This is a genomic window from Burkholderia sp. Cy-637, assembly GCF_011753175.1.
Classification (GTDB): Bacteria; Pseudomonadota; Gammaproteobacteria; order Burkholderiales; family Burkholderiaceae; genus Burkholderia; species Burkholderia gladioli.
Map to the genome: position 1 here is coordinate 1 of NZ_VWWC01000033.1, position 22855 is coordinate 22855.

The window sequence follows — 22855 nt, forward strand, 5'->3', positions numbered from 1 at the left end:
TCGCGCAAGGCGGCGAGCGCTGAGGCGCGTCGCCGTCCCCGATCCGTGCCGCGTCCCGAGACGCGGCGCCCAGCGGCGGCGGGCCGTGCCCGATGCCGCCTAACCCGAACCCCTGGAAGCTTCTGGAGGTGCCATGAGTGATACCCGACTTGCCGCGGGCCGCCCATCGCTGTTCGACGACCCGCTCGCGGGCGATCCCGATACCGCCGAACGCGTCGTGCTGAGCGCGGTCCGAACCTGGCTGCATCCCGGCTGCGGCTCGAACGCCAATGCCGGCGCGCGCGCCGCCCACACCTGGCGCGACGTGCTGCTCGAGGCCGGCGTGCATGCCGACGGCCTCGACCACTTCGACCTGATGATGAACACGCTGGCCTGCTCGGCCTCGCGCCCGCTCGACATGCGATGCCGCTGCGCGCAGGACCTCGCCTATGACGAGGCCTCGCTGCTGCAGGCCATCGCGCACCTGCAGTCGACGCGCGGCGAGGCCGCGATGCGGGTGCTGAACGACTGGCTGCCGGCGTTCTCGGTCAGCGGCGTGCTCAAGCTCACGCGCTGGTTCTCGATCTCGCTGCTCGACGCCGGGCTCGAGATCCGCGCCCGCGAGCGCAACGTCACCTACATGCATTGAATCGATGCCCTGCCGGCGGCGGCGACGATCGCCGCCGCGCGAGCACCTTTCCCTTCGCTTTCAGCCGCACGCCGTGCCTGCCTGCGCCATGGGCCAGGCCATAAGCAAAGTCGAATAAGTCATTTCCGCGCGTTTGCGCGGGCTTCCATACTCGATCGTTGGGCGTACCCGCCGGCCGACCGGCCCAGGGACGCCCGGCCCCGCATCGGGCGCGCCCTCGCGCGCGTTCCGGCGACGCGGGGCAGACCAATCGATCAGGGGAATACGATGAGCGACACATCGATCACGCGCGGCAGCCAGGACGGCGCGCGCACGGCGGGCACTACCGGCGGCAGGCCGTTCGGCACGGAGGACTGGTGGGCGGTGGGAATCGGCCTGTTCGCGATCCTCGCGGCCTGGCTGCTGTTCGCCACCGGCGGCAGCATCAAGGGCCTCGCGGTCGCGCCGGCCAGGTGGTCCAGCCTCGCGCAACTGGCCGCCGACGTCGGCAGGCACGCGGGGGCTTATGTCGCCCTGTTCGTCGCCTTCGCGCTGGTGTTCTCGATCGCGATCGCCGCGCTGAAGCTGCCGCTGGCGCGCTTCCTGCCCGGCTTCCTGGTGCTGTTCCTGGCCTCGGGCGTGATCTTCGCGATCGGCGCCTGGGCCCAGGCCAGCACCTACAACCTCGAACCACCGTTGATCGCGCTGCTGCTCGGGCTGCTCGTCTCCAACCTGTTCACGGTGCCGGCCTGGCTCGCGCCGGCGCTGCGCGTCGAGTTCTACATCAAGGTGGGGATCGTGCTGCTGGGCGCCACGCTGCCGCTCACGCTGATCGCCTGGGCCGGTCCGGTGGCGGTCGGCCAGGCCAGCATCGTCTCGCTGGCCACCTTCTTCGTGATCTACGCGGTGGCGCGCGCGCTCAAGCTCGACCGGCGTTTCGCCGCCGTGCTCGGGGTGGGCGGCGCGGTGTGCGGCGTATCGGCCGCGATCGCGATCGCCGGCGCGGTGCGCGCCAGGCGCGAGCAGGCCTCGGTGGCCATCACCCTGGTGGTGGTCTGGGCGATCGTGATGGTGTTCGCCCTGCCCGGCATCTCGCGCGCGCTCGGGCTGCCGACCGGCATCGCCGGCGCCTGGATCGGCACCTCCGAATTCGCCGACGCGGCCGGCATCGCCGCCGCCCAGGCCTATGGCGATTTCGCCCGGCACGCGCCGGGCGCGGTGGCCGGCGCGCCGGATGCCTCGCTGCAGGCCTTCGTGCTGATGAAGGTGGTCGGCCGCGACATCTGGATCGGCATCTGGGCCTTCGTGCTGGCGATCGTCGCGACCACCCGCTGGGATCGCGAGGACGGCGGCGCGGAAGTCACCACGCGGGCCCGCGCCGGCGAGATCTGGACGCGCTTTCCCAAGTTCGTGATCGGCTTCGTGCTGGCTTCGGCACTGGTTACCTGGATCGCCTCGCACTACTCGCTGGCCGACTACCGCAGCGTCGTCACGCCGGCCTTCGTCGCGCCGATCACGGCGCTGCGCACCTGGGCCTTCACCTTCTGCTTTCTCAGCATCGGGCTGACCACGCGCTTCGGCGCGCTGTCGGCGGCCGGCAGCCGGCCGCTGATCGCCTTCACGGCCGGCGTCGCCGTCAATATCGTGATCGGCTACCTGTTGTCGGTGCATGTGTTCGCGCCTTACTGGGCGACGCTGGGCCAATGAACGTCGCCGCCTTGATCGGCCGATTCAGGGCCGCCCCGGAGCCGGCAGACGCCGCGCGCGCGGACTGCGCACGCTGCGCGCACTGGGCCGACGACCGCGCGCTGCTGGAGGCCCGCATCGGCGGGCTGGCCTCGTTCGGCTCGGGCTACGGCGCCAGCGTCGGGCGCAGCCGGCTGTGCCTGAAGCTCGACCGGCTGGTCTCGCCGGGCGACCGCTGCGGCGGCTTCGTCGAGCGCGATGCGGAGCACGACGCGAGCTGACGGCCCGCTGACACCAAGCTGTCGAAGCGTGGCGCCCACGCGGCGCGCCTCGGCAAAGCTCGGCCATCTCGCATACCATGGCGGCTTTTTCACCGACGTACTGGAGATGCACCCGGTCATGAACGATATCGCCACGGCCCTCGACGAGACCCAGGCCACCGCCTCCCGCCACGCCCTGCTGCGCGAGCGCTACGGCGCCGCCTGGAGCCCGGCGCAGGGCGCGGACGACGCGGCCGTCAACGAGGTCATCGCGACCCTGCTGCGCCACCGCTCGGTGCGCGCCTATGCCGATCGCGCGCTGCCCGACGACATCCTCGAAACCATCGCCGCCGCCGCGCAATCGGCGCCGACCTCGTCGAACCTGCAGGCCTGGAGCGTGGTGGCCGTGCGCGACGCCGAGCGCCGCGCTCGCCTGGCCAGCTTCGCCGGCAACCAGCGCCACGTCGCCAAGGCGCCGCTGCTGCTGGTGTTCATCGCCGACCTGTCGCGCCTGCGCCGCGTGTCCGACGTCGAGCAGATGCCCGGCGGCGGCCTCGAGTTCCTGGAGGCGTTCCTGGTCGGCGTGGCCGACGCGGCCTTCGCCGCGCAGAACACGGTGGTCGCGCTCGAATCGCTGGGGCTGGGCTGCTGCTATATCGGCGGGATGCGCAACCAGCCCGAGGCGGTCGCGCAGGAACTGGGGCTGCCCAAGGAGGCGTTCGCGGTGTTCGGGCTGACCATCGGCTATCCCGATCCGGACGTCGTCACCGATGTGAAGCCGCGCCTGCCGGCCCCGCTGGTGCTGCACGAGGAGCGTTACCAGGCCGAGACGGCCGAGGCGCTGGCCGACTACAACGCGTCGATGAGCGCGTTCCAGCAGATGCAGCAGATGCCGGAATCGGGATGGACCGGGCAGGCATCGCGTCGCGTGCGCGGGGCGGAAGCGCTGTCCGGGCGCGATCGGCTGGCGAGCGCGCTGGCGGAGTTGGGATTCGGGTTGAAGTAAGGTCGCGCCGGCGGGCGGCGGCGCCGGTCATGCGACCGGCGTGGCCATCAATCGGGGAAGTTGTCCTCGCTGAACGTCACCGGCCCGCCATCGATCGAGAAGCCGTGCAGCACGCGCTGCTTGTCCGGCGAGGTTCGCAGGCGATAGACGATCGAGGCGCCACCGGCCTGGAAGTGCGGCTCGATTTCGGCGGCGGGCAGCGGCGCCGCGATCACCGCGGCTGAATACGGCGATAGCGCCGGCGGCATTGCGAGATCCGCGACCAGCTTGCGCATTCTCGGGTTCCGCGCGCCGGACTCGACCAACCGCGCTTCATAGACGTAGTGCCAGCCCTTGATGCCGCGCAGGTGCTCGGCCGTATCGCGATCCCAGGCATGGCGCTTCAGCAGGGCCGGCAAGCTCGTCTCGTCGCCCTTGCCGAGCTCGACGCAGCACAGCACCGAGAGCCGGCTGCCCGAATCGACCAGGCCGCTGAAGCGCGTGTCCCCATCGATACGGCGATCAGTGAACACGAGGTCGACGCGCGGCACCGCCGCCACGCCGCCCGAACCGTCGCCGACGGGCAACTGCTCCCACAGCCCGAGCACCGGCGGCTCGGCGGCGGCGAGCCGGCACATCGACAACGCGATGGTAGCGGCCAGCAGCAGGCGCATCGCGGGCACGACGCTCAATCCGGCTGCCCGTCATCGGTGCCGCAGCACTTCTTGTGCTTCTTGCCGCTGCCGCACGGGCAGGGATCGTTGCGGCCGACCTTCGGCGCGTCGCGCTGGATGGTCTGCGCGAGCAGGCGCTCCTGCGTCGGCGCGCGATGCGGCAGCCAGAACTCGTGGATCTTCAGCACCGAGGGCGGCACCTGCTCCGACAGCTTCTCGCGCTCGGCCGGCACGGCAACCAGCTCGCGTTCCTCCTCGGACAGCTCGTCGCCGCCCAGCAGGCGCAGCGGGCGCAGCCATTCGTCGGCCTCGGGATGCTCGAGCAGCGGCTGCCAGTCGTCCCAGCGCAGGCCCATGCCCTGGAAGAAGCCGTTGGCCCAGGCTTCGGCGTCGATGTACTCGTGCGCGTCGTCGTCCTCGCCCACCTCGTTGACGCTGAACAGCGGCGCGATCGACGAGGGATCCTTGTCGAAGGTCTGCAGGATCGCGTTGTAGTGGCGCATCATCAGGTTGAAGACGTGCTCGGCCTGCTCGTAGCTTTCGAAATCAGGCGCGTCGTCCTCGCTCGGGCCCCAGACATCGGCCAGCCATTCGGTCGGCGCGATGGTGGCCGGGCCGATCGCGATCGCGGTCAGGTAGCCGTCGAGCATTTCGATCGTCATGGTGTTTTCCGACATGATGTCGGACATCAGGAACTGGTCGAGCTCGTCGAGGGTCTTGTCGTCGGTATGGGTCATTGCGGGGCACCGCGCCGCGGGCGGGCGAAGCGGCTGGATCGGGGTCGATCCGGCTGCGCGCGCCATGCGGCGGAAAATGGAAAACCGGCATTCTACCGCCGCTCGGGGCGCGCGCCGCGACGATTGCGTGAACGGGAGGCGAGACGATTGCCGGCTGGTGGTGGCGAAAGCGATGCGGCCGTGTTTCGCAAGCCTCTCGTCTCCATCACGCGACGGCCAAGCTAGCTTTCCTCCCGCTTCGCCTCGGCCTGCCCCTGCCACCGCCGCGGCGGACTCACCAGCGTGACGATCACATAACTCATGATGGTCAGCATGAACCACGAGCCGAGCTTGCTCGGCGAGACCATCGTCCAGCCGTCGCGCTGCGCGGGATAGAGCCAGGCGTGACTGAAGGTGCCGACGTTCTCGGCCAGCCAGATGAACAGCGCGATCAGCAGGAAACCGAGCAGCATCGGCATGCGGTGATAGCGCGTGCTGACGCGGTAATGCACCTGGCAGCGCCGGAACGCGACGGCGACCAGGCCGATCAGCAGGTAACGCAGGTCGATCCAGTAGTGATGCGTGAAGAAATTCGCGTAGATGGCCGCCGACAGCGCGGCCGTGACCGGCAGCGACGGATGCCCGGTGAAACGCAGGTCGAATTCGCGGATCGCGCGCGCCAGGTAGCTGCCGACCGAGGCGTACATGAATCCCGTGAACAGCGGCACCCCGCCGATCCGCAGCACGGCGGCTTCGGGATAGAGCCAGGAGCCGACCGCCGTCTTGAACACCTCCATCGCCGTGCCCGCGACGTGGAACAGCAGGATCACCTTGACCTCGTCCCAGGTTTCGAGGCGCAGCGCGACGAGCGCGATCTGGATCGCGACGGCCGCGAGCGTCAGCAGGTCGTAGCGCGACAAGGCCGCATGAGACGGATAGACGACATGCGTGGCGATCAGCAACGCAACCATCAAGCCGCCGAACAGACAGACCCAGGCCTGCCGGAAGCCGAACACGAGGAAGGCATGGAGGGCCTCGGCGGGACGGCCCCGCAGCGGCACCAAGCTGGTGCCGTGCGCGGCCAGCGCCTCGATCACCGCGTCGGCGCGCGAGCGGATCGCGAGCGAGGGGGGATTGGCCGTCATCGAGCGGCGCCAGGCATGCGCGATGCGCGCCCACGTCGCGACGACATGCCGATGACAAGCCATCGCTCCAACCACGTTTTTTCCATCATCGCCGCGCCCCGTTTCATTTCGTTTTGTACAAGGATGGACGCAGTATATCGACGCAATCGTCGGGATATTGACGCGAGCCGTCACAAGCGCGTCAAACAGTGCAAGATGCGCGCCGTCCTGCCCGAAAACGGGACTGGACGAGCCCGCGCGAATCGGCGAAAATCCTGCCATTCGTGTCATTTCGACGCGGTACTGCGTCGCGCTCGCCGTTGCCCCCGGGCTCAACTCGCCAAGGCCACGCGGAATCGCCCGAAAGCCCGCGCGGCAAGGCTTCCAGCCCCAGCCCATCGCAGCATCAGCCGCCACGGCGCCCGGCTTTCCAGCCCGGCCCGCGCAGTGCGCCGTCCTGAAATCGGGACACATAGAAAATCCCGATCCGTCTCATTGAAACAAGCAATTTCCCAAGCTCGGCGGCAATCGTCATACTGTCGCTTCTTGATCATCCCGATCACCTTTTCACTCAAAGGAAACCGCAAATGCCGATCATCAACAGCCAGATCAAACCGTTCAAGGCAACCGCATATCACAACGGCGATTTCGTTCCCGTCAGCGAAGAATCGCTGAAGGGCAAGTGGTCGGTCATCGTGTTCTACCCGGCTGACTTCACGTTCGTGTGCCCGACCGAACTGGGCGACCTGGCAGATCGCTACGCAGAATTCCAGAAGCTGGGCGTGGAAATCTACGGCGTGTCGACCGATACGCACTTCACGCACAAGGCATGGCACGACACCTCGGAAACCATCGCCAAGATCCAGTACCCGCTGGTCGGCGATCCGACGGCAACGCTGGCACGCGCTTTCGACGTGCTGATCGAAGAAGAAGGCCTGGCACTGCGCGGCACCTTCGTGATCAACCCGGAAGGCGAAATCAAGATCGCCGAAATCCACGACAACGGCATCGGCCGTGACGCAGGCGAGCTGCTGCGCAAGGTGCAGGCTGCCCAATACGTCGCGTCGCACCCGGGTGAAGTCTGCCCCGCCAAGTGGACGCCGGGCGCTGAAACGCTGACCCCGTCGCTGGACCTGGTCGGCAAGATCTAAGTTTCGCGGGCATCAGCGGTACACGGGCGCCATCAGGCGCCCGATGATCGTGCGGCTTCCCCGCCGCACGTCTCCTCGCCTCCGGCGAGGTGCCAAAAACACTACGGAATCCGAATCACCATGCTCGACGCCAATCTCAAGAACCAGCTGAAGTCGTACCTCGAAAAGCTCACCCGCCCGATCGAACTCGTCGCCTCGCTCGACGACGGCGCGAAGTCGCAGGAGCTGATCGCGCTGCTGAAGGAGATCGGCGAGCTGTCGCCGCGCGTGGCCGTGATCGAACGCCGCGACGACGCCGAGCGCAAGCCCTCGTTCAGCATCGGCGAACCGGGCAAGGCTGCCGGGATCCGCTTTGCCGGCATCCCGATGGGCCATGAATTCACCTCGCTCGTGCTGGCGCTGCTGCAGGTCGGCGGCCACCCGCTCAAGCTCGACGAGGACACCATCGAACAGATTCGCAATCTCGACGGCGATTTTTCCTTCGAGACGTATTTCTCGCTGTCCTGCCAGAACTGCCCGGAAGTGGTCCAGGCGCTGAACGTGATGGCGCTGATCAACCCGCGCATCCGCCACGTGGCGATCGACGGCGCGCTGTTCCAGAACGAAGTCGAGGCACGCCAGATCATGGCGGTGCCGACCATGTTCCTGAACGGCGAGAGCTTCGGCCAGGGCCGCAGCAGCGTGAAGGAAATCCTCGCGAAGATCGACACGGGCGCCAGCGCCCGCGCCGCCAAGGCACTCGCCAACAAGGAAGTGTTCGACGTGCTGGTGGTGGGCGGTGGCCCGGCCGGCGCGGCGGCTGCGATCTACGCGGCGCGCAAGGGCATCCGCACCGGCGTGGTGGCGGAGCGCTTCGGCGGCCAGGTGCTGGACACCATGGCCATCGAGAACTTCATCTCCGTGCAGGAAACCGAAGGGCCGAAGTTCGCGGTCGCGCTCGAACAGCACGTCAAGCAATACGACGTCGACGTGATGGACGTGCAGCGCGCCACGGCCCTGATCCCGGGCAAGGTCAACGAGATCCACCTGGAAAACGGCGCGGTGCTGAAGGGCAAGACCATCGTGCTGTCGACGGGCGCGCGCTGGCGCGAGCTGAACGTGCCGGGCGAACGCGAATATCGCAACAAGGGCGTGGCCTACTGCCCGCATTGCGACGGCCCGCTGTTCAAGGGCAAGCGCGTGGCCGTGGTGGGCGGCGGCAACTCGGGTGTCGAGGCCGCGATCGACCTGGCCGGCATCGTGCGCGAAGTCACGCTGATCGAGTTCGGCCAGACGCTGCGCGCCGACGAAGTGCTGCAACGCAAGCTGCGCAGCCTGAAGAACGTGACGGTGATCACCAGCGCGCAAACCACCGAACTGCTCGGCGACGGGCAGAAGCTGGGCAGCCTGGTCTACCTCGAACGCGAGACGGGCGAAACCAAGCGCATCGAACTCGAAGGCGTGTTCGTGCAGATCGGCCTGGTGCCGAACACGGAATGGCTGAAGGGCACGATCGAGCTGTCGAAGCACGGCGAGATCGTGGTGGATGCGCGCGGCGCGACGTCGATTCCCGGCGTGTTCGCGGCCGGCGACGTGACCACGGTGCCCTACAAGCAGATCGTGATCGCGGTCGGCGAAGGCGCGAAGGCTTCGCTGTCGGCCTTCGACTACCTGATCCGCCAGGACGTGGAAGTGCCGGTTGCCGCTGGCGAGGCCGTCACCGCCTGAGTGTCGAAGCCGGGAGTGCCCGGCTCCACGCAGTATCGATTCAACGGTTCTACCCTTGACCCTCGCCTGTCATGCCCCCCATGCGGCGAGGGTGTTTTTTCCTGACCCGCGCAAGCGGGCATTGGTGTTTGACGGGGCCGTGGCGCACGAGCCACGGCCCTTGTTGATACATAGGTCAGGGAATGTCATGAAGGCCCCGCCAGCGATGGACGGGGCCTTGTGCTATCTGGTGCTCGCTTCCAGCTTATCGATATGGCTTGCGAGAGGAGTCAAGTCCCGAACGACCGTCTCCCACACAATCGTCAACCTTGAAGCTGCTGAAATCGTAGCCCTGGATATGCCCATGCACGATCGTATGGATCGAATCGGCAATGAACGCGCAAAGCTCTCGCCTCGACTTTGCAACCACCATCAGACGGCCTCCAGTTCCCGCACCAGATGGCGGTTCTCCTGGCCGAGCACGTCCGGCGTCACCAACTGAACACGTTTGCCCCAGCGTGCCTCGAACTCGAGAGCGATCGCGGCCATATCCAGCAGCGTCGGCTGGCCAGCCGGCTGGATCAGGATCGTCAGGTCAAACGAGGTGTCGCCATCGTCGACATAAGCGGGCGAGGTGAAATTACGAGCACGCACGATCTCGTCGATCTCGCGAGCATGCCTGCGGGCGAACTGGTAGGAATCACGCACAGCGAACCTCCCATCCGACATCAAATTCATCGCAAAGCCCTCAATCGTTGGCACCGGAAGCGTGTTGCCGTCATCAAGAGCCACACTACGACAGACAGCCGGGATCGTGATCGACTGATCCCGCATCCTTGTCCTTACGCAAGGGCCGGGTTTGCCACCGATTGCACCTCGGCGCCCTCCCGCGATTCGTTCTGAATCCCGACGCTCGTCCTCCAGCTTACGCCATGAATACTCGCCGGTGACAAGCGGGGGCCGGCTGGCAGCCGTCATCGGCCAGAACGCCCTGTACCGCATCGCCGACACGCCGCCCCCTTCCCGCCCAACACGCCCCACATCGCCGGTGCTACGCTACGCGCACAATACCGCGCATTTTCCCCAACCCGATGAGCCGAGTTCAACAATGTTGCGTGCCGGTCTTTCCGAATTGACGGCCTTCGTCGCGATCGCCGAGCAGCGCAGTTTCCGCGCCGCCGCGCGCGCGCTCGCGGTTTCGCCGTCGGCGCTCAGCCATTCGATGCGCAGCCTGGAGGCGCGCCTGGGCGTGCGCCTGTTCAATCGCACCACGCGCTCGGTGGCGCTGACCGAGGCCGGCGAGCATCTGCTGCGCCGGGTCGGGCCAGCCCTCAGCGACCTGGAGAACGCGGTGGACGAAGTGGCCACGGCGCAGAACCGCCCGACCGGCTCGGTACGGATCAACGCCTCGGAAACCTCGACGCGGATCCTGATCCGCAACGTGCTGCCCGAGTTCCTGCAGCGCTACCCCGACATCCACGTCGAGTTCGTGACCGAGACGCGCCTGATCGACATCGTCGCCGACGGCTTCGATGCCGGCATCCGCGTGTTCGACGACGTGCCGCGCGACATGATCGCGGTGCGCTTCGGGCCCGACATGCGCTTCATCGCGGTCGCCTCGCCCGACTACCTGGCGCGCCACCCGGCGCCGACGCGGCCGGCCGACCTGATGCAGCATCGTTGCATCCGCTACCGTTTCGAGAGCGGCGCGATGTTCCGCTGGGATTTCCAGTCGAACGGCAAGACCAGCAGCCTCGACGTGGAAGGACCGATGACGCTCGGCAACCTGAATTCGATGATCGAGGCGGCGCTGGCCGGAATCGGCGTAGCCTGGGCGCCGGAAAGCCTGGTGGGCGAGCATCTCGCCGGCGGCCGGCTGGTGGCGCTGCTGCGCGACTGGAGCGTGTCGCTGCCGGGGCTCGCGCTCTACTACCCGGCGAACCGGCATCCACCCGCGCCGCTGCGCCTGTTCGTGCAGGCCGTGCGCGACTGGGTGGCGAGCGGCGCGGATCGGGAGACGGCCTGAGCGCAAACGGCTCGTCGGCGCTCGACGGCAACGGCCGGAATCCGCTCCAATCCGGCCACGGCCTGATCACCCTCCAGGCTCAGGGCGCAACCAAAAACAGCCAGACGACGCAGATCATCCCCGCGAACCACACCAGCGAACGCAAGGCCGCCCAGTTCGCGACATAAACCAGCCCGTGCAACACGCGCAGCACCACGAAGGCCGTGGCGAGCTGGTCGACCCGCACGACGTTCGCGCCGTTGTGCCAGGCCACCGCCAGCGCCGCCGTGAACAGCACCAGCGCCTCGAAGGCATTCTGGTGCGCGGCGAAGGCGCGCCCGCGCCAGCCTTCGAGCTTGGCCAGATAGGCACGCGGCGCGCGATTGTCATAACCCTTGCGGCCCTTCGCGCAGACGGTCCAGACGAAGGGCAGCAGCGCGACGATCAACAGGCAGAGTTGCGAACGGATCATCTCCAGTCTCCATTATTTACATTGGTCAATGACAAGATCCGGCGAAGCTTAGCATCGCGGCATGCGGCGCCGGCACAGGAAATCTAGACGGCTTCCTCTGCCGCGCCGCACGATCGGCGCGTCGAGGCCCGGCCCGCCGGCTTATCAGCAAGGCGCATAAGCATCCCGCCAAAGCTTCCTTGGTGCGGCCGAAGCCAGGCGCTAAGCTGGTTTCCCTTTTTGTTCGCGCTTCGCCGTTGCACCGATCATGTCGACGTCTCCCGTTGAACGCGCCGCCGACTGGCTGCTGTCCGGCCTGGAACTGCGCAGCACCCTGTTTCATGCTGGCCGGTATTGCGGCGCCTACCGGGCATCGACGGCGGGACACCAGCGCGCGAGCTTCCATCTGGTGCTGCAGGGCGAATGCTGGCTGCATCTGCGCGCGACGGCCACGCGCGCGCCGCGCAGCACGCGCCTGCTTGCCGGCGACGCGGTATTCCTGCTGCACGACGTGGCGCACTGCCTGTCGCCCGAGGCCACCGCGCCCGACGATCCGCAATTCGGCACGCGCCTGGGCGCGATGACGGCACTCGAGGCGGATGCCTCGGCGGGCAGCGTGGGCCTGGCCTGCGGCTTCTTCGAGTTCCGCTCCGACCTGGGCGACGCGCTGCATGGCCTGCTGCCCGACCACCTCATCGCGCGCCACGACGATGCCCGGCTGGCCGGCGCGCGCGTGGTGTTCGACCTGATCCGCGAGGAGGCGCGGCGCACGCCCGAAGCGCCCTCGCCGCTGGTCGACCGGCTCACCGACGTGCTGTTCTTCTATGCGCTGCGCACCGTCGCCGGCGCCGACGATTTCGCACCCGGCCTGTGGGCCGTGATGCGCCGCGCCGAATTCGCGCCGCTGGTCAACGCGATCATCGCCGAGCCCGGCCAGGCCTGGACCACCACCTCGATGGCCGAGTTCTGCCACATGTCGCGCGCGCGTTTCTGCAAGCAATTCGCCGATGCCTGCGGCCAGCCGCCCGCGCAATTCCTCGCGCTGCTGCGCATGAAGGTGGCCGCCGAGTTGCTGCGCCACGGCGCATCGACCTGGGATGCCGCCGAGCAGGTCGGCTACCGCTCGGAATCGGCCTTCGCGCAGGCCTTCAAGCGCGTGACCGGCATGCAGCCCGGCGCCTGCCGCCGCGAGCGGATGCAGGACGCCTCGGTCTACGCGCCGGTCCACTGACGGCCACGCACGATCTCCCGGCAGCGAGACGAATCCGCAGGAAGCGCAGACGGCCGCGCATTGTCCGCCGCCCTGCCGCGCCGCGACAATGGTTGCTCCGAACGATTCCGCCTTTCCAGAGGACACCATGGCCCGCCTGCCGCTGCATACCGTCGACACCGCTCCCGAAGCGAGCCGCCCGTTTCTCGATAAGGCGCTGGCCGCCAACGGCTATCTGCCGAACCTGGTGGCCTCGCTGGCGAACGCGCCGGCCGCCCTCGAAACCTACCTGACCGTGGCCGGCATCAACGGCCGCAGCGGCCTGTCGCTGGCCGAGCGCGAGACCGTGCAGATCACCGCCGCCGCGATCCATGGCTGCGGCTTCTGCGTGGCCGGCCACACGGCCGTCGCGCTGAAGAAGGCGCAACTGCCGGGCGAGGTGGTCGACGCGATCCGCGATCAATCGACCATCGCCGACGCACGCCTCGACGCGGTGGCCGACTTCACGCGCGCCGTGATCGCCACGCGCGGCGCGGTGGCCGACGACGCGCTGGCCGCCTTCCACGCAGCGGGCTTCGACGACGCGAACGCGCTGGAAGTCATCCTCGGCGTAAGCCTCGCCACGCTCTGCAACTTCGCGAACAATTTCGCGCGCAACGAGTTGAACCCGCAACTCGAAGCCTATCGCTGGGAACCGAAGGCGCGGGCCGCATGAACGCAAGCACGCCCCGCCCCCTCTCGACCGAGGCCGCGCCCGCCGCGCTCGGCGATTGGCTCGACCAGCACGCCGAATCGCTCGATACCGAAGCGACGCTTGCCGCCCAGGTGCTGCCGCGCCTCGCGCGCGCCGGGGTGGCCGCGATCGGCGTGCCGGCCTCGTCGGGCGGCGCGGGCGGCGATATCGCCGAGGCCATCGACGCGCTCGCGCAGGTCGCCACGCATTCGCTGACGGCCGCCTTCGTGCTGTGGGGACATCGCACCTTCATCGAATACCTGCTGCATGCCGACGGCGAGGCGCTGCGCGAGCGCTGGCTGCCGTCCCTGCTCGGCGGCGAGACGGCCGGCGCCACCGGGCTCTCGAACGCGATGAAGTACCTGTCGTCGATCGAGTCGCTGCAGATGCGCGCCTCGCGCGACGCATCGGGCGCTTACCGGCTCGGCGGCAGCCTGCCCTGGATCACCAACCTGCGCCGCGAGGGTTTTCTCGCCGCCGCCGCGTTCGAGCACGACGACGGCAGCGCGCCGTCGATCTTCGCGCTGCCGCACGACGCGCCCGGCCTGCAACGCAGCGAGGATCTCGACCTGGTGGCGATGCGCGGCAGCAATACCGCCGCGCTCGGCGTCCAGGGCACGGTGCTCGACGCCTCGTGGCGCATCGCGGCCGACGCGCCGGCCTTTCTCGCGCGCGTGCGCCCCGCCTTCCTCGGCCTGCAATGCGGGATGTCGCTGGGGCTCGCGCGCCGCGCGCTGGCCGCCGCCGGCGAAGCCGGCCAGGCCTCGCGCGGCGCCATCGCCAGCGAGATCGAAACGGTGCGCGCGCAACTTTCCCGGCAGCGCGACCAGTTGCTGAACGGCGTGCTCGACGGCAGCTTCCTGGCCCGCCCGGCCACGTTGTTCGAGCTGCGCATCGCACTGGTCGAGACCGTCGAGGCGGCCGTCGCGCTGGAGGTGCAGGCCGTCGGCGGCCGCGGCTACCTGCGCGGCGCCGATGGCGCGAACGGCACCGCGCGACGCGTGCGCGAAGCCTCCTTCGTGCCGATCGTCACGCCGAGCCTGGTGCAGTTGAAGACCCAGCTCGCCCGGCATCGCCGGGCCGACGCGGCATGAGCGGCGCCCGTCTCGCGATCGACGGCCTCGCGCTGCGCTATCCGAATCGCGCGGTGCTGCAGGCGCTCAGCCTGCGCGTCGAGCCCGGCGAGATCGTCGCGCTGCTGGGGCCCAGCGGCTGCGGCAAGTCCTCGCTGCTGCGCGCGATCGCCGGCCTCGCCGCGCCCAGCGCCGGGCGCATCGAACTCGACGGCGAAGCCGTCAAGGGCCCGCGCGCCGACATCGCGCTCGCCTTCCAGCACCCGGCCCTGCTGCCCTGGCTCGACGTCGAGCGCAATGTCGCCTTCGGCCTCGATTTCAAGCATCAAGCGCGGCTGACGCGCGCCGCGCGCGAAGCCCGCGTGACGGCCGCGCTGCGCGCGGTCGGCCTCGAACACGCGCGCCACTGGCGCCCGGCCCAACTCTCGGGCGGCATGGCGCAACGCGCCGCGCTGGCTCGCAGCCTCGCGCGCGAGCCGCGCGTGCTGCTGCTCGACGAGCCCTTCGGCGCGCTCGACGAGGTCACCCGCGCCGGCATGCAGGACCTGTTCGTCGAGGTGGTGCGCCGCACCGGCGCGACTGCCCTGCTCGTCACGCACGACATCGACGAGGCGCTGCGGGTGGCCGACCGCGTGCTGCTGCTCGGCAACGGCGGGCGCCTGGCCGGCAACTGGCCGGTGGACGTGCCCGCGCCGCGCGACGCGCAACTGCCGGCGCTCGGCGCGCTGCGCATCCCGATCCTGGCGGCGCTGCACGAGACGATGCAGCCGGCCGCCGCCACGCCCGCCTACACGATGGACGCCTGACGATGTGCGATACCCCGATGTCCCGCCGCGAGTGGCTCAAGCTCGCCACGCTGTTCTCCGTGGCTGGCGCCGCGCCGCTGCTGCACTCGCTGTCCGCACGCGCGGCCGCCGAGCCCGACGCGCCGGTGCGGATCGGCTACCTGCCGATCGCCGATGCCACGCCCCTGCTGGTGGCGCATGCGAACGGCTATTTCGAGGCGGCCGGCGTGCATGCCGAGAAGCCGACCTTGCTGCGCAGCTGGGCCCAGTTGGTGGAGGCCTTCCTGTCCGGGCAGGTCAACGTGGTCCACCTGCTCTCGCCGATGACGCTGTGGGCGCGTTACGGCAGCCGCGCGCCGGCCAAGGTGGTGGCCTGGAACCACGTGAACGGCTCGGCGATCACGGTCGCGCCCGACGTGAATTCGCTGGCCGACCTGGGCGGCAAGACCGTGGCGGTGCCGTTCTGGTATTCGATCCACAACGTGATCCTGCAGGACATGCTGCGCGCGCAGGGCCTGCAGCCGGTGCTGAAGAAAGGTGCCGCGCCGGGCCCCAGGGAAGTCGCGCTGATCGTGATGGCGCCGTCCGACATGCCGCCCGCGCTGGCCGCCAGGCAGATCGCCGGCTTCACGGTGGCCGAGCCGTTCAACGCGGCGGCCGAGCAGCTCGGCATCGGCAAGGTCCTGCGCTTCACGGGCGACGTCTGGCGCAATCACGCCTGCTGCACGATCTTCATGCACGAGCAGGACCTCACGCAGCGCGCGGGCTGGTCGCAGAAGGTGGTGGACGCGATCATCAGGGCCCAGCTCTGGACCCGCGCGCATCCGCAGGACGCGGCGAAGCTGCTGTCCAGGGAAGGCGCCAACCACTACACACCGCATGCCTCGGCCCTGCTCGGGCGGGTGCTCGCGCCGCCGCCCGGCGACGCGGGCCGCTACCTCGGCGATCGCGCGATCCAGCACGCCGACTGGCACGAGAAGCGCATCGACTTCCAGCCCTATCCGTTCCCGAGCTACACGGAGGAACTGGTGCGCCGCCTGAAGACCACGCAGACGGAAGGCGCGAACGGCTTCCTGGCCCAGCTCGATCCGGCCTTCGCGGCACGCGACCTGGTGGACGATCGCTTCGTGAAGAAGAGCATCGAGGCGGCCGGCGGCATGGCCGCGTTCGGCCTGCCGGCCGGTTATGCGCGCAAGGAGACGATTCTTGTCTAGCGTGCTGCCCGCCAGGCGCGAGGAAGACGCCTTGCCGGCGGCGCAGGGCGGCGGCGTCGCGCCACGCTCCGGCGCCGCCTCGCGCCTGCGCGGCGCGCTGCTCGGTATCGCCGGCCTGCTCGCCGCGCTCGGCATCTGGTGGCTGGCGGTGGCACTGCTGGCCGGCAACAACGTGATGGTCGCGCAATTCTCGCCGCTGCGCGCCTGGCAGGCGCTGCCGGCGCTGGTCCGCGACGACCAGTTGCTCACGCACGTCGCCACCAGCCTGCGCCGCATCGCGGCGGGCCTGGGCTGCGCGCTGCTGGTGGGCGTGCCGGCCGGCTTCGCGATCGGCAGGCTGCGCTGGCTGGAACACGCGCTGTCGCCGACGCTGCAGTTCCTGCGCATGATCTCGCCGCTGTCCTGGATGCCGGTCGCGGTGATGTCGCTCGGGGTGGGCGATCGCGCCGTGATCTTCCTGCTGGCCTTCGCCGCGGTCTGGCCGCTGATCCTGAGCACGGCGGCCGGCGTCGCCCAGCTCGACCGGCGCTGGATCGAACTCGGCCGCAGCCTGGCCGCCACGCGCGCCGAAATGCTGTGGCACATCTACGTGCCCGGCATCGCCGCCCATGTGCTGACCGGCGTTCGGCTCGCGATCGGGATTCTGTGGATCGTGCTGGTGCCCGCCGAGATGATCGGCGTGAGCTCCGGGCTCGGCTACCTGATCCTCGACACGCGCGACCGGCTCGCCTACTCGGAGCTGGCGGCCGTGATCCTGGTGATCGGCGTGCTCGGTTTCGCGCTCGACATGGCGGCGCGTTCGCTGGCCGCGCGGCTCAATGGCGGCGGCTCGGCGGAGGAAGGCCGGTAAGGCGAAGGCGCTGCTCTAGCGCTGCCTTAGCGCGGCTTCCCGCGGGTTCTCTCAGGTTCCGCACGGCGTGCTCGACGGCCGCCATGTCGAATTTTTCTCGGGCAGCCTCATGCGAGGCGGCCCATCCATCCCGTCGTTCAGGCTTCGGCGACGGCTTCCTCGAAGTCGATCAGCACCTTCATCGCGCGCCGACGATCGCCGGCCAGCGCGAAGGCCTCGTTGGCCTCGCGCGCCGGGAACACGCGCGTGATGGCCGGCGCGAGATCGACCCGGCCTTCGTTGATCAACTGCACCGCCAGCGCGAATTCCGAGTGGAAACGGAACGAGCCGCAAATCGTCAGTTCCTTGGCCACCACCACGTTCTGCGGAATCGCCACGTCGCCGCCCAGGCCGAGCTGCACCACCACGCCGCGCGGACGCAGCACCTCGAGCCCGTCGCGCAGCGCGCGCTCGTTGCCCGAGCATTCGAGCATCACGTCGAAGCTGCCCTTGTCGGCCGCGTAGGCCCGGGTCCATTCCGGATCGGCGGCGACGTTGACGACCTTGTCGGCGCCGAGCGCCTTCGCCACCGCCAGCGGCTCGTCCACCACGTCGGTGGCCACCACCTCGCGCGCGCCATGCGCCTTGGCGGCGGCCACGGCCAGCGCGCCGATCGGCCCGCAGCCCGACACCAGCACGCGCCGCCCGATCAGCGGACCCGCGCGCGACACCGCGTGCAGGCCGACCGCGAACGGCTCGGCCATCGCGGCCAGCGAGAACGGCACATGGTCGGCCACCTTCACGCACTGCACGGCGTCGCACACCAGCGCGCCGCGGAACGCACCCTGGATATGCGGCATGCGCATCGCGCTGCCGTAGAAGCGCATGTCGAGACACTGGTTCGGCAAGCCTTCGAGGCAGTACTTGCACTTGCCGCAAGGCCGGCTCGGATTGACGGCGACGCGATCGCCGACGCTCACCGCCGTCACGCCCTCGCCCACCTCGACCACCGTGCCGGCCACTTCATGGCCGAGCACCATCGGCTGCTGCAGCCGGATCGCGCCGAAGCCGCCATGACGGAAATAATGCAGGTCCGAGCCGCAGATGCCGCCCATCGCAACCTGCACGCGCACCTGGCCCGCGCCCGGCGCCTCGACCTCGCCCTCCTCGTAGCGCAGATCGTTCGGTGCGTGAATGACGAGACACATGCAACGCAGTCTCATGGTGTTTCCTCCTGCTCCTGGATTCGGGATATGTTCTTGTACCGGGCCGCCGGCTCAGACCGTGCTGGTCAGGCCGCCGTCGACGAACAGCGTCTGCCCGTTGATGAAGTCGGCCGCCGACGAGGCGAGGAACACGGCCGCGCCGCACAGCTCCTCGACGCGCCCCCAGCGGCCCGCCGGCGTGCGCTTGCAGATCCAGTCGTTGAAGGCCGGATCGTTGACCAGCGCCTGGTTCAGCTCGGTTTCGAAATAGCCGGGCGCGAGGCCGTTGGCCTGGATGCCGTAGCGGGCCCAGTCGGCGCACATGCCCTTGGTGAGCATGCGCAGCGCGCCCTTGGAGGCAGCATAGGGGGCGATCGAGGGCCGCGCCAGCTCGCTCTGCACGGAACAGATATTGACGATCTTGCCGCGGCCGCGCTTGATCATGTGGCGCGAAACCGCGCGCGAGACGATGAAGGCGCCGTCCAGGTTGACGCGCATCAGCGCGTGCCAGTCGGCGTCCTCGAACTGGTCGAGCGGCGCGCGACGCTGGATGCCGGCGTTGTTGACGAGGATGTCGATCGCGCCGATGCCCGCCTCGAAGGCGTCGATGGCGGCCGTGGCCTGCTCCGAATCGGCCACGTCGAACACCGCGTGCGAGGCCTCGAAGCCCTGCTCGCGGAAGCCGGCCGCGAGCGTGGCCGCCTTGTCCGGATTGCGATCGTTGATCACGATGCTGGCGCCTGCCTGCGCGAGTCCGCGCGCGAGCGCGAGTCCGATGCCGCGTCCCGACCCGGTCACGAGCGCGCGGCGCCCGTCGAGCCGGAACAGGCTGTTGACGTCTGCCATGCCTGTCTCCGAAGGTGCTCGCCGCGCGCGGCCGGAAATCGACGCGCTGCGGCGGGCGCTCAGTAAACCGCAGGCTGGCGGACGCCGCCAATGCTCTTTGCTGATCGTGTGATCACAAATCGTGATCAAGCGGCGCGGGAGGCGCCGCCGCCGGTTCAACCCTCGCGGAACAGGTAGCTGTAGGCGCTCAGCGCCGGCACGCCGCCCAGGTGCGCATAGAGCACCTTGGAGCCGGCTGGGAACTCGCCGAGCCGCACCTTCTCGATCATGCCGTGCATCGACTTGCCCTCGTAGACGGGATCGGTCAGCATGCCCTCGAACCTGGCCGACAGCCGGATCGCCTCCAGCGTGCCCTCGCTGGGCAGGCCGTATTCGGGGCCGCCGAAGCGTTCGTCGAGCACCACGTCGGCTTCGGTGATATCGCGGCCCAGCTCGACGCGATCGGCGGTGCCGCGCGCGATGCGCAGGATCTGCTCGCGCGTCTGCGCCGGCTTGGCCGAGGCGTCGATGCCGATCACGCGATCGGCGCGGCCGTCGGCGGCGAAGCCCACCACCATGCCGGCCTGCGTGCTGCCCGTCACCGAACAGACCACGATGTAGTCGAAGCGGATGCCCATCTCCGCTTCCTGCGCGCGCACTTCCTCGGCGAAGCCGACGAAGCCCAGGCCGCCCAGCGGATGCTCGGAGCAGCCGGCCGGGATCGGATAGGGCTTGCCGCCCTTGGCGCGCACGTCGGCCATCGCCTCCTCCCAGCTCCTGCGGATGCCGATGTCGAAGCCGTCCGGCACCAGCCGCACGTCGGCGCCCATCATGCGCGACATCTGGATATTGCCGACCCGGTCATATACCGCGTCCGAGTAGTTGACCCAGTTCTCCTGCACCAGCACGCACTTCATGCCGAGGTGCGCCGCCACCGCCGCCACCTGGCGCGTCTGGTTCGACTGCACGCCGCCGATCGAGACCAGCGTATCGGCGCCCTGCGCGATCACGTCGGGAATCAGGTATTCGAGCTTGCGGGTCTTGTTGCCGCCGAAGGCCAGGCCGCTGTTGCAATCCTCGCGCTTGGCGAACAGCTCGACCTTGCCGCCGAGATGGGCGCTCAGGCGCTTGAGCGGCTGGATCGGCGTCGGGCCGAAGGTCAGGGGGTAACGCGGGAATTTCTGAAGGTTCATGCCTCGCTCCTGGCTTGATGGGATGGATGCGTGCTCGCGACGTGGACGGTGCCGGCCTGCGTGCCTGTCATCGAAACGACGCAAATATCGTAGAAGCGATCGAACGAATCAGGGTTGTGAAATTGGCGCCGATTTCCTTTGTTTCTGAAGTCATTGGATAATCAAGCCAAATTTCATTAGGAAATCGACGCCATGTGCGCAACAAAAAGAACATCACCAACCGCGAGGGCCGCCACCGCCGTGGCTGCCGGCGCCGAACTCGATCGCGTCGATCGCGCGATCCTGCGCGCGCTGCAACGCGATGCCTCGATCTCGAACGTGGCGCTGGCCGAGCGCGTGAACCTGAGCCCGCCCGCCTGCCTGCGGCGCGTGGAGAAGCTCAAGGAAGCGGGGCTGATCCGCGGCATCGTCGCGTTGCTCGAACCGAAGGCGCTCAATGCCGGCATGCTGGTGATGATCGGCGTGGTGCTCGACCGCTCGACGCCGGAGTCGTTCGCGGCATTCGAGAAGGCGGCGCAGAAGGTGTCGGGCTGCATGGAGTGCCACGTGGTGACCGGCGAATTCGACGCCTTCATGCTGGTGCGCACGCGCGACAGCGAGACCTTCAACCGGCTGCACGCGGAGCAGTTGCTCTACCTGCCCGGCGTGCGCCAGATCCGCACCTTCGTCGTGCTCAAGGAAATCCTCTCGACCACGCAATTTCCCGTGTGAGCCGGGAACCGTCCTTGCGTCCTCGCGCAAACCTGCAAGGGGCTTGCCTTCGCCCGACTTTATCCGGTTCGCGGCGGATGCCGGCGGACGCGATTGCAAGCCATTTGAATGCTGGATTAAATGCGCGGTTACAAACCGTTGCACCTGAAATAGAGCCTGTTCGTATGATCGTGAGCGTTCGACGACGAACCCGGAACACCGCGTCGAGAAGGCCTCGAGCCGATCCGGCAAGGCGGGTTCCGGCCATCAAAACCACACCACTCCGCTCAGGACACACCCATGAAAACTCTGCTCGCTTCGGCCCTGGCCGTGACGCTCGCCCTCCTCGTGACGAACGCGGAAGCCCGCCCGCACAAGGTCTGCCATTTCGACCATCATCATCACCGTAGCTGCCACTGGGTCCACTAAGTCTCACGGATTCGACGGGTCGGCGCGAATGCACCGGCCCGTGGCGACTCGGGTGGTCGCCCGCCATGAAAAAAGCGGCGCCTCGGCGCCGCTTTTGCTTTTGATTCACCAGCTCAAAGATCCCCCCGCACCTCGCCGGTTCCCAGCGCGTTGCGCTGCCGGTTGACCTCCGCCCACAGCTCGTCGCTGTCGTCTTCGCGCAGCAGGATCACCCAGTCCAGTTGTTCGTCGGTCACGCCGAAGTAATCGAGGATTTCCTTGCGCGCGGCATCGATGAACTGCATGAACTCCGGCGTGGTCTGGGCTTCCTCGTGCAGGGCATCGTATTCGTCGTCGTCCTCGCCGCCGCCCTGTTCGTCGATATAGCGCGTGATCCACTGGTCGCGCTCGTGATCGTAGTCGGCTTCGGCACGCATCGCCTGCGCCGCGGTGTGGAAATCCAGTTGGGCAAACGCGGCGATCGCCGCCGCGGTTGCTTCATCGAAGGTCGTTGCCATGTTCCATCCCATCGTAGTCGTGGCGCATCATCTCACGACTCGCATCCTGGGTAGGCGACGAGCTTGATATCCTGCATCACCCGCAGCCATTCCACCGACGACATTACCCATCATGCCGAACCACCGGATTGCGATGAAGCACGCTGTTCTCTGCGCCGCGATGCTTGCCTCGGGCGCTGCATTCGCCCATGCCTCGCCCGAAGTCTGCAGCGGCGAGCTGAGTGCCTTGATCCTGCCCCCGCTCGAGCGCAGTTCGATGAAGAAGCAGGATATCCAGTTGGGCATCGCCGATGAATCCGACGGCGTCTACAGCGTGAGATTGTCCCTGCCCGCCAAGGGCGCGGACAATCCCGACGACCAGGTGACGATCGGCTGGGTCAACCTGGATACCAGGGCGATGAAGGCTCTCGATATGACGCGCGATCCCGATCACCCGGACCTGCTCGCGGTGGATCAGGCAAAGTACCGGAAATTCGTTTCGGATTGTCTTCGTGAGGCGCCGAGCATGACGCAACGCTGTGACGCTCTCGACGAGCAAGCCTCGCAGGCATCGACTCGTCTGCCACCGGCCCAAGGCAGGATGATCGTGGTCGGAAACGGGCGACTGCCGTTCCACTCGGCCCCCGACGATTCATGCAGGATGCCCGGCGTGTTCATCCTGAGCGGCGAATCCGTCCAGGCCGATCGAACCTATCGGGGCTTTACCTCCGTCGTTTACCTGAGCGCGAGAAAAAATGGCCCGGTCGAGGGCTGGGTGAGAAGCGATCGCTTGAAGGCGGCGGATTCGGAGCCGGCCGCACGATGACGGCGTCGGCACGCACGACACG

The 22855-nt window shown here is 68.4% G+C and carries 26 protein-coding genes; 16 read left to right on the plus strand and 10 right to left on the minus strand.

Annotation, left to right across the window (positions count from 1 at the left end; all coding sequences use genetic code 11):
- The first annotated feature begins 133 nt into the window (after positions 1-133).
- From F3J10_RS12105 to F3J10_RS12120, 4 genes are all read left to right on the plus strand, one after another.
- Positions 134-628, plus strand: coding sequence for a hypothetical protein (locus F3J10_RS12105; protein WP_025102174.1), 495 nt, complete (start codon positions 134-136; stop codon positions 626-628).
- Between the two features lie 267 nt (positions 629-895).
- Positions 896-2314 carry a putative sulfate exporter family transporter gene (locus tag F3J10_RS12110; protein WP_167242183.1) on the plus strand — a complete coding sequence of 473 codons (1419 nt, stop codon included), beginning with the start codon at positions 896-898 and terminating at the stop codon, positions 2312-2314.
- Entirely contained in the window at positions 2311-2574 is a 264-nt protein-coding gene (locus F3J10_RS12115) for a hypothetical protein (protein WP_025102176.1), read from the plus strand. Before F3J10_RS12110 ends, F3J10_RS12115 begins: the two co-directional genes overlap by 4 nt.
- A gap of 118 nt (positions 2575-2692) precedes the next feature.
- Complete coding sequence (locus tag F3J10_RS12120) at positions 2693-3559, plus strand: NADPH-dependent oxidoreductase (RefSeq protein ID WP_167242184.1); 867 nt, start codon at positions 2693-2695, stop codon at positions 3557-3559.
- A 47-nt stretch (positions 3560-3606) separates the two neighbouring features.
- On the opposite strand, the gene F3J10_RS12125 is transcribed toward F3J10_RS12120, so the two are convergent.
- The 4 genes from F3J10_RS12125 to F3J10_RS36525 form a co-directional block, all read right to left on the minus strand.
- Positions 3607-4230: a hypothetical protein gene (locus F3J10_RS12125; protein ID WP_166915792.1), complete on the minus strand. Its 624-nt coding sequence runs from the start codon at positions 4228-4230 to the stop codon at positions 3607-3609.
- Complete coding sequence (locus F3J10_RS12130) at positions 4227-4949, minus strand: YecA family protein (RefSeq protein WP_025102179.1); 723 nt, start codon at positions 4947-4949, stop codon at positions 4227-4229. Before F3J10_RS12130 ends, F3J10_RS12125 begins: the two co-directional genes overlap by 4 nt.
- A gap of 221 nt (positions 4950-5170) precedes the next feature.
- Positions 5171-6073: a DUF817 domain-containing protein gene (locus F3J10_RS12135; protein WP_167233641.1), complete on the minus strand. Its 903-nt coding sequence runs from the start codon at positions 6071-6073 to the stop codon at positions 5171-5173.
- Positions 6074-6458: 385 nt separating this feature from the next.
- The gene (locus F3J10_RS36525) at positions 6459-6587 is read right to left on the minus strand and encodes a hypothetical protein (RefSeq protein ID WP_258181967.1); all 129 of its coding nucleotides are present in this window, start codon (positions 6585-6587) and stop codon (positions 6459-6461) included.
- A gap of 52 nt (positions 6588-6639) precedes the next feature.
- Here F3J10_RS36525 and ahpC point away from each other — a divergent pair, with 52 nt between their 5' ends.
- Together ahpC and ahpF are read left to right on the plus strand one after the other, a co-directional pair.
- Positions 6640-7203: an alkyl hydroperoxide reductase subunit C gene (ahpC, locus tag F3J10_RS12140; RefSeq protein ID WP_013690079.1), complete on the plus strand. Its 564-nt coding sequence runs from the start codon at positions 6640-6642 to the stop codon at positions 7201-7203.
- Positions 7204-7323: 120 nt separating this feature from the next.
- Positions 7324-8910 carry an alkyl hydroperoxide reductase subunit F gene (ahpF, locus tag F3J10_RS12145; protein ID WP_167242185.1) on the plus strand — a complete coding sequence of 529 codons (1587 nt, stop codon included), beginning with the start codon at positions 7324-7326 and terminating at the stop codon, positions 8908-8910.
- Positions 8911-9321: 411 nt separating this feature from the next.
- On the opposite strand, the gene F3J10_RS12150 is transcribed toward ahpF, so the two are convergent.
- A complete protein-coding gene (locus F3J10_RS12150; RefSeq protein WP_025099947.1) occupies positions 9322-9723 on the minus strand; it encodes a hypothetical protein in 402 nt (133 codons plus the stop codon).
- A gap of 274 nt (positions 9724-9997) precedes the next feature.
- Between F3J10_RS12150 and F3J10_RS12155 the strand changes: the two genes are divergently transcribed.
- Positions 9998-10915 carry a LysR family transcriptional regulator gene (locus F3J10_RS12155; RefSeq protein ID WP_166915798.1) on the plus strand — a complete coding sequence of 306 codons (918 nt, stop codon included), beginning with the start codon at positions 9998-10000 and terminating at the stop codon, positions 10913-10915.
- A 79-nt stretch (positions 10916-10994) separates the two neighbouring features.
- On the opposite strand, the gene F3J10_RS12160 is transcribed toward F3J10_RS12155, so the two are convergent.
- On the minus strand, positions 10995-11366 hold the full coding sequence (locus tag F3J10_RS12160; protein WP_025099945.1) for an MAPEG family protein: 372 nt from the start codon (positions 11364-11366) through the stop codon (positions 10995-10997).
- A 247-nt stretch (positions 11367-11613) separates the two neighbouring features.
- Here F3J10_RS12160 and F3J10_RS12165 point away from each other — a divergent pair, with 247 nt between their 5' ends.
- The 6 genes from F3J10_RS12165 to F3J10_RS12190 all read left to right on the plus strand — a co-directional run bounded on the left by F3J10_RS12165 (position 11614) and on the right by F3J10_RS12190 (position 17210).
- The gene (locus tag F3J10_RS12165; protein ID WP_167242186.1) at positions 11614-12576 is read left to right on the plus strand and encodes an AraC family transcriptional regulator; all 963 of its coding nucleotides are present in this window, start codon (positions 11614-11616) and stop codon (positions 12574-12576) included.
- Positions 12577-12703: 127 nt separating this feature from the next.
- Positions 12704-13270 (plus strand): carboxymuconolactone decarboxylase family protein, encoded by a 567-nt coding sequence (locus tag F3J10_RS12170; protein WP_167242187.1) that lies wholly within the window; start codon positions 12704-12706, stop codon positions 13268-13270.
- Positions 13267-14382, plus strand: coding sequence for an acyl-CoA dehydrogenase family protein (locus tag F3J10_RS12175; protein WP_167242188.1), 1116 nt, complete (start codon positions 13267-13269; stop codon positions 14380-14382). Before F3J10_RS12170 ends, F3J10_RS12175 begins: the two co-directional genes overlap by 4 nt.
- Positions 14379-15167 carry an ABC transporter ATP-binding protein gene (locus tag F3J10_RS12180; protein WP_167242189.1) on the plus strand — a complete coding sequence of 263 codons (789 nt, stop codon included), beginning with the start codon at positions 14379-14381 and terminating at the stop codon, positions 15165-15167. The genes F3J10_RS12175 and F3J10_RS12180 overlap by 4 nt, the downstream gene beginning before the upstream one ends.
- 2 nt (positions 15168-15169) lie before the next feature.
- Entirely contained in the window at positions 15170-16360 is a 1191-nt protein-coding gene (locus F3J10_RS12185; protein WP_167242190.1) for an ABC transporter substrate-binding protein, read from the plus strand.
- Complete coding sequence (locus F3J10_RS12190; protein WP_167242191.1) at positions 16353-17210, plus strand: ABC transporter permease; 858 nt, start codon at positions 16353-16355, stop codon at positions 17208-17210. Before F3J10_RS12185 ends, F3J10_RS12190 begins: the two co-directional genes overlap by 8 nt.
- 137 nt (positions 17211-17347) lie before the next feature.
- Here F3J10_RS12190 and F3J10_RS12195 read toward each other — a convergent pair whose 3' ends face one another.
- The 3 genes from F3J10_RS12195 to F3J10_RS12205 form a co-directional block, all read right to left on the minus strand.
- A complete protein-coding gene (locus tag F3J10_RS12195) occupies positions 17348-18412 on the minus strand; it encodes an L-idonate 5-dehydrogenase (protein WP_017919164.1) in 1065 nt (354 codons plus the stop codon).
- Between the two features lie 54 nt (positions 18413-18466).
- Entirely contained in the window at positions 18467-19240 is a 774-nt protein-coding gene (locus F3J10_RS12200; protein WP_017919165.1) for an SDR family NAD(P)-dependent oxidoreductase, read from the minus strand.
- A 155-nt stretch (positions 19241-19395) separates the two neighbouring features.
- Positions 19396-20412 (minus strand): 1-aminocyclopropane-1-carboxylate deaminase, encoded by a 1017-nt coding sequence (locus F3J10_RS12205; RefSeq protein WP_036031554.1) that lies wholly within the window; start codon positions 20410-20412, stop codon positions 19396-19398.
- A 192-nt stretch (positions 20413-20604) separates the two neighbouring features.
- Here F3J10_RS12205 and F3J10_RS12210 point away from each other — a divergent pair, with 192 nt between their 5' ends.
- Together F3J10_RS12210 and F3J10_RS36250 are read left to right on the plus strand one after the other, a co-directional pair.
- Positions 20605-21123, plus strand: coding sequence for an Lrp/AsnC family transcriptional regulator (locus F3J10_RS12210; protein ID WP_025099936.1), 519 nt, complete (start codon positions 20605-20607; stop codon positions 21121-21123).
- A gap of 279 nt (positions 21124-21402) precedes the next feature.
- Entirely contained in the window at positions 21403-21531 is a 129-nt protein-coding gene (locus F3J10_RS36250; RefSeq protein WP_013690065.1) for an HHHH-motif protein, read from the plus strand.
- Positions 21532-21644: 113 nt separating this feature from the next.
- Here the strand turns inward: F3J10_RS36250 and F3J10_RS12215 are convergent, their stop codons facing one another.
- Entirely contained in the window at positions 21645-22028 is a 384-nt protein-coding gene (locus F3J10_RS12215; protein ID WP_123038174.1) for an ATP-dependent protease, read from the minus strand.
- A 112-nt stretch (positions 22029-22140) separates the two neighbouring features.
- Here F3J10_RS12215 and F3J10_RS12220 point away from each other — a divergent pair, with 112 nt between their 5' ends.
- Positions 22141-22833: a hypothetical protein gene (locus F3J10_RS12220; RefSeq protein ID WP_240155533.1), complete on the plus strand. Its 693-nt coding sequence runs from the start codon at positions 22141-22143 to the stop codon at positions 22831-22833.
- The last annotated feature ends 22 nt before the right edge of the window (positions 22834-22855 follow it).

What these genes read in the sequence shown, in the direction of transcription:
- F3J10_RS12105 (WP_025102174.1), top strand. Translation starts at nt 134, where the DNA reads ATGAGTGATACCCGACTTGCCGCGGGCCGCCCATCGCTGTTCGACGAC.
- F3J10_RS12110 (WP_167242183.1), top strand. Translation starts at nt 896, where the DNA reads ATGAGCGACACATCGATCACGCGCGGCAGCCAGGACGGCGCGCGCACG.
- F3J10_RS12115 (WP_025102176.1), top strand. Translation starts at nt 2,311, where the DNA reads ATGAACGTCGCCGCCTTGATCGGCCGATTCAGGGCCGCCCCGGAGCCG.
- F3J10_RS12120 (WP_167242184.1), top strand. Translation starts at nt 2,693, where the DNA reads ATGAACGATATCGCCACGGCCCTCGACGAGACCCAGGCCACCGCCTCC.
- F3J10_RS12130 (WP_025102179.1), bottom strand. Translation starts at nt 4,949, where the DNA reads ATGACCCATACCGACGACAAGACCCTCGACGAGCTCGACCAGTTCCTG.
- F3J10_RS12135 (WP_167233641.1), bottom strand. Translation starts at nt 6,073, where the DNA reads ATGACGGCCAATCCCCCCTCGCTCGCGATCCGCTCGCGCGCCGACGCG.
- F3J10_RS36525 (WP_258181967.1), bottom strand. Translation starts at nt 6,587, where the DNA reads ATGACGATTGCCGCCGAGCTTGGGAAATTGCTTGTTTCAATGAGACGG.
- ahpC (WP_013690079.1), top strand. Translation starts at nt 6,640, where the DNA reads ATGCCGATCATCAACAGCCAGATCAAACCGTTCAAGGCAACCGCATAT.
- ahpF (WP_167242185.1), top strand. Translation starts at nt 7,324, where the DNA reads ATGCTCGACGCCAATCTCAAGAACCAGCTGAAGTCGTACCTCGAAAAG.
- F3J10_RS12150 (WP_025099947.1), bottom strand. Translation starts at nt 9,723, where the DNA reads ATGCGGGATCAGTCGATCACGATCCCGGCTGTCTGTCGTAGTGTGGCT.
- F3J10_RS12155 (WP_166915798.1), top strand. Translation starts at nt 9,998, where the DNA reads ATGTTGCGTGCCGGTCTTTCCGAATTGACGGCCTTCGTCGCGATCGCC.
- F3J10_RS12160 (WP_025099945.1), bottom strand. Translation starts at nt 11,366, where the DNA reads ATGATCCGTTCGCAACTCTGCCTGTTGATCGTCGCGCTGCTGCCCTTC.
- F3J10_RS12165 (WP_167242186.1), top strand. Translation starts at nt 11,614, where the DNA reads ATGTCGACGTCTCCCGTTGAACGCGCCGCCGACTGGCTGCTGTCCGGC.
- F3J10_RS12170 (WP_167242187.1), top strand. Translation starts at nt 12,704, where the DNA reads ATGGCCCGCCTGCCGCTGCATACCGTCGACACCGCTCCCGAAGCGAGC.
- F3J10_RS12175 (WP_167242188.1), top strand. Translation starts at nt 13,267, where the DNA reads ATGAACGCAAGCACGCCCCGCCCCCTCTCGACCGAGGCCGCGCCCGCC.
- F3J10_RS12180 (WP_167242189.1), top strand. Translation starts at nt 14,379, where the DNA reads ATGAGCGGCGCCCGTCTCGCGATCGACGGCCTCGCGCTGCGCTATCCG.
- F3J10_RS12185 (WP_167242190.1), top strand. Translation starts at nt 15,170, where the DNA reads ATGTGCGATACCCCGATGTCCCGCCGCGAGTGGCTCAAGCTCGCCACG.
- F3J10_RS12195 (WP_017919164.1), bottom strand. Translation starts at nt 18,412, where the DNA reads ATGAGACTGCGTTGCATGTGTCTCGTCATTCACGCACCGAACGATCTG.
- F3J10_RS12200 (WP_017919165.1), bottom strand. Translation starts at nt 19,240, where the DNA reads ATGGCAGACGTCAACAGCCTGTTCCGGCTCGACGGGCGCCGCGCGCTC.
- F3J10_RS12205 (WP_036031554.1), bottom strand. Translation starts at nt 20,412, where the DNA reads ATGAACCTTCAGAAATTCCCGCGTTACCCCCTGACCTTCGGCCCGACG.
- F3J10_RS12210 (WP_025099936.1), top strand. Translation starts at nt 20,605, where the DNA reads ATGTGCGCAACAAAAAGAACATCACCAACCGCGAGGGCCGCCACCGCC.
- F3J10_RS36250 (WP_013690065.1), top strand. Translation starts at nt 21,403, where the DNA reads ATGAAAACTCTGCTCGCTTCGGCCCTGGCCGTGACGCTCGCCCTCCTC.
- F3J10_RS12215 (WP_123038174.1), bottom strand. Translation starts at nt 22,028, where the DNA reads ATGGCAACGACCTTCGATGAAGCAACCGCGGCGGCGATCGCCGCGTTT.
- F3J10_RS12220 (WP_240155533.1), top strand. Translation starts at nt 22,141, where the DNA reads ATGCCGAACCACCGGATTGCGATGAAGCACGCTGTTCTCTGCGCCGCG.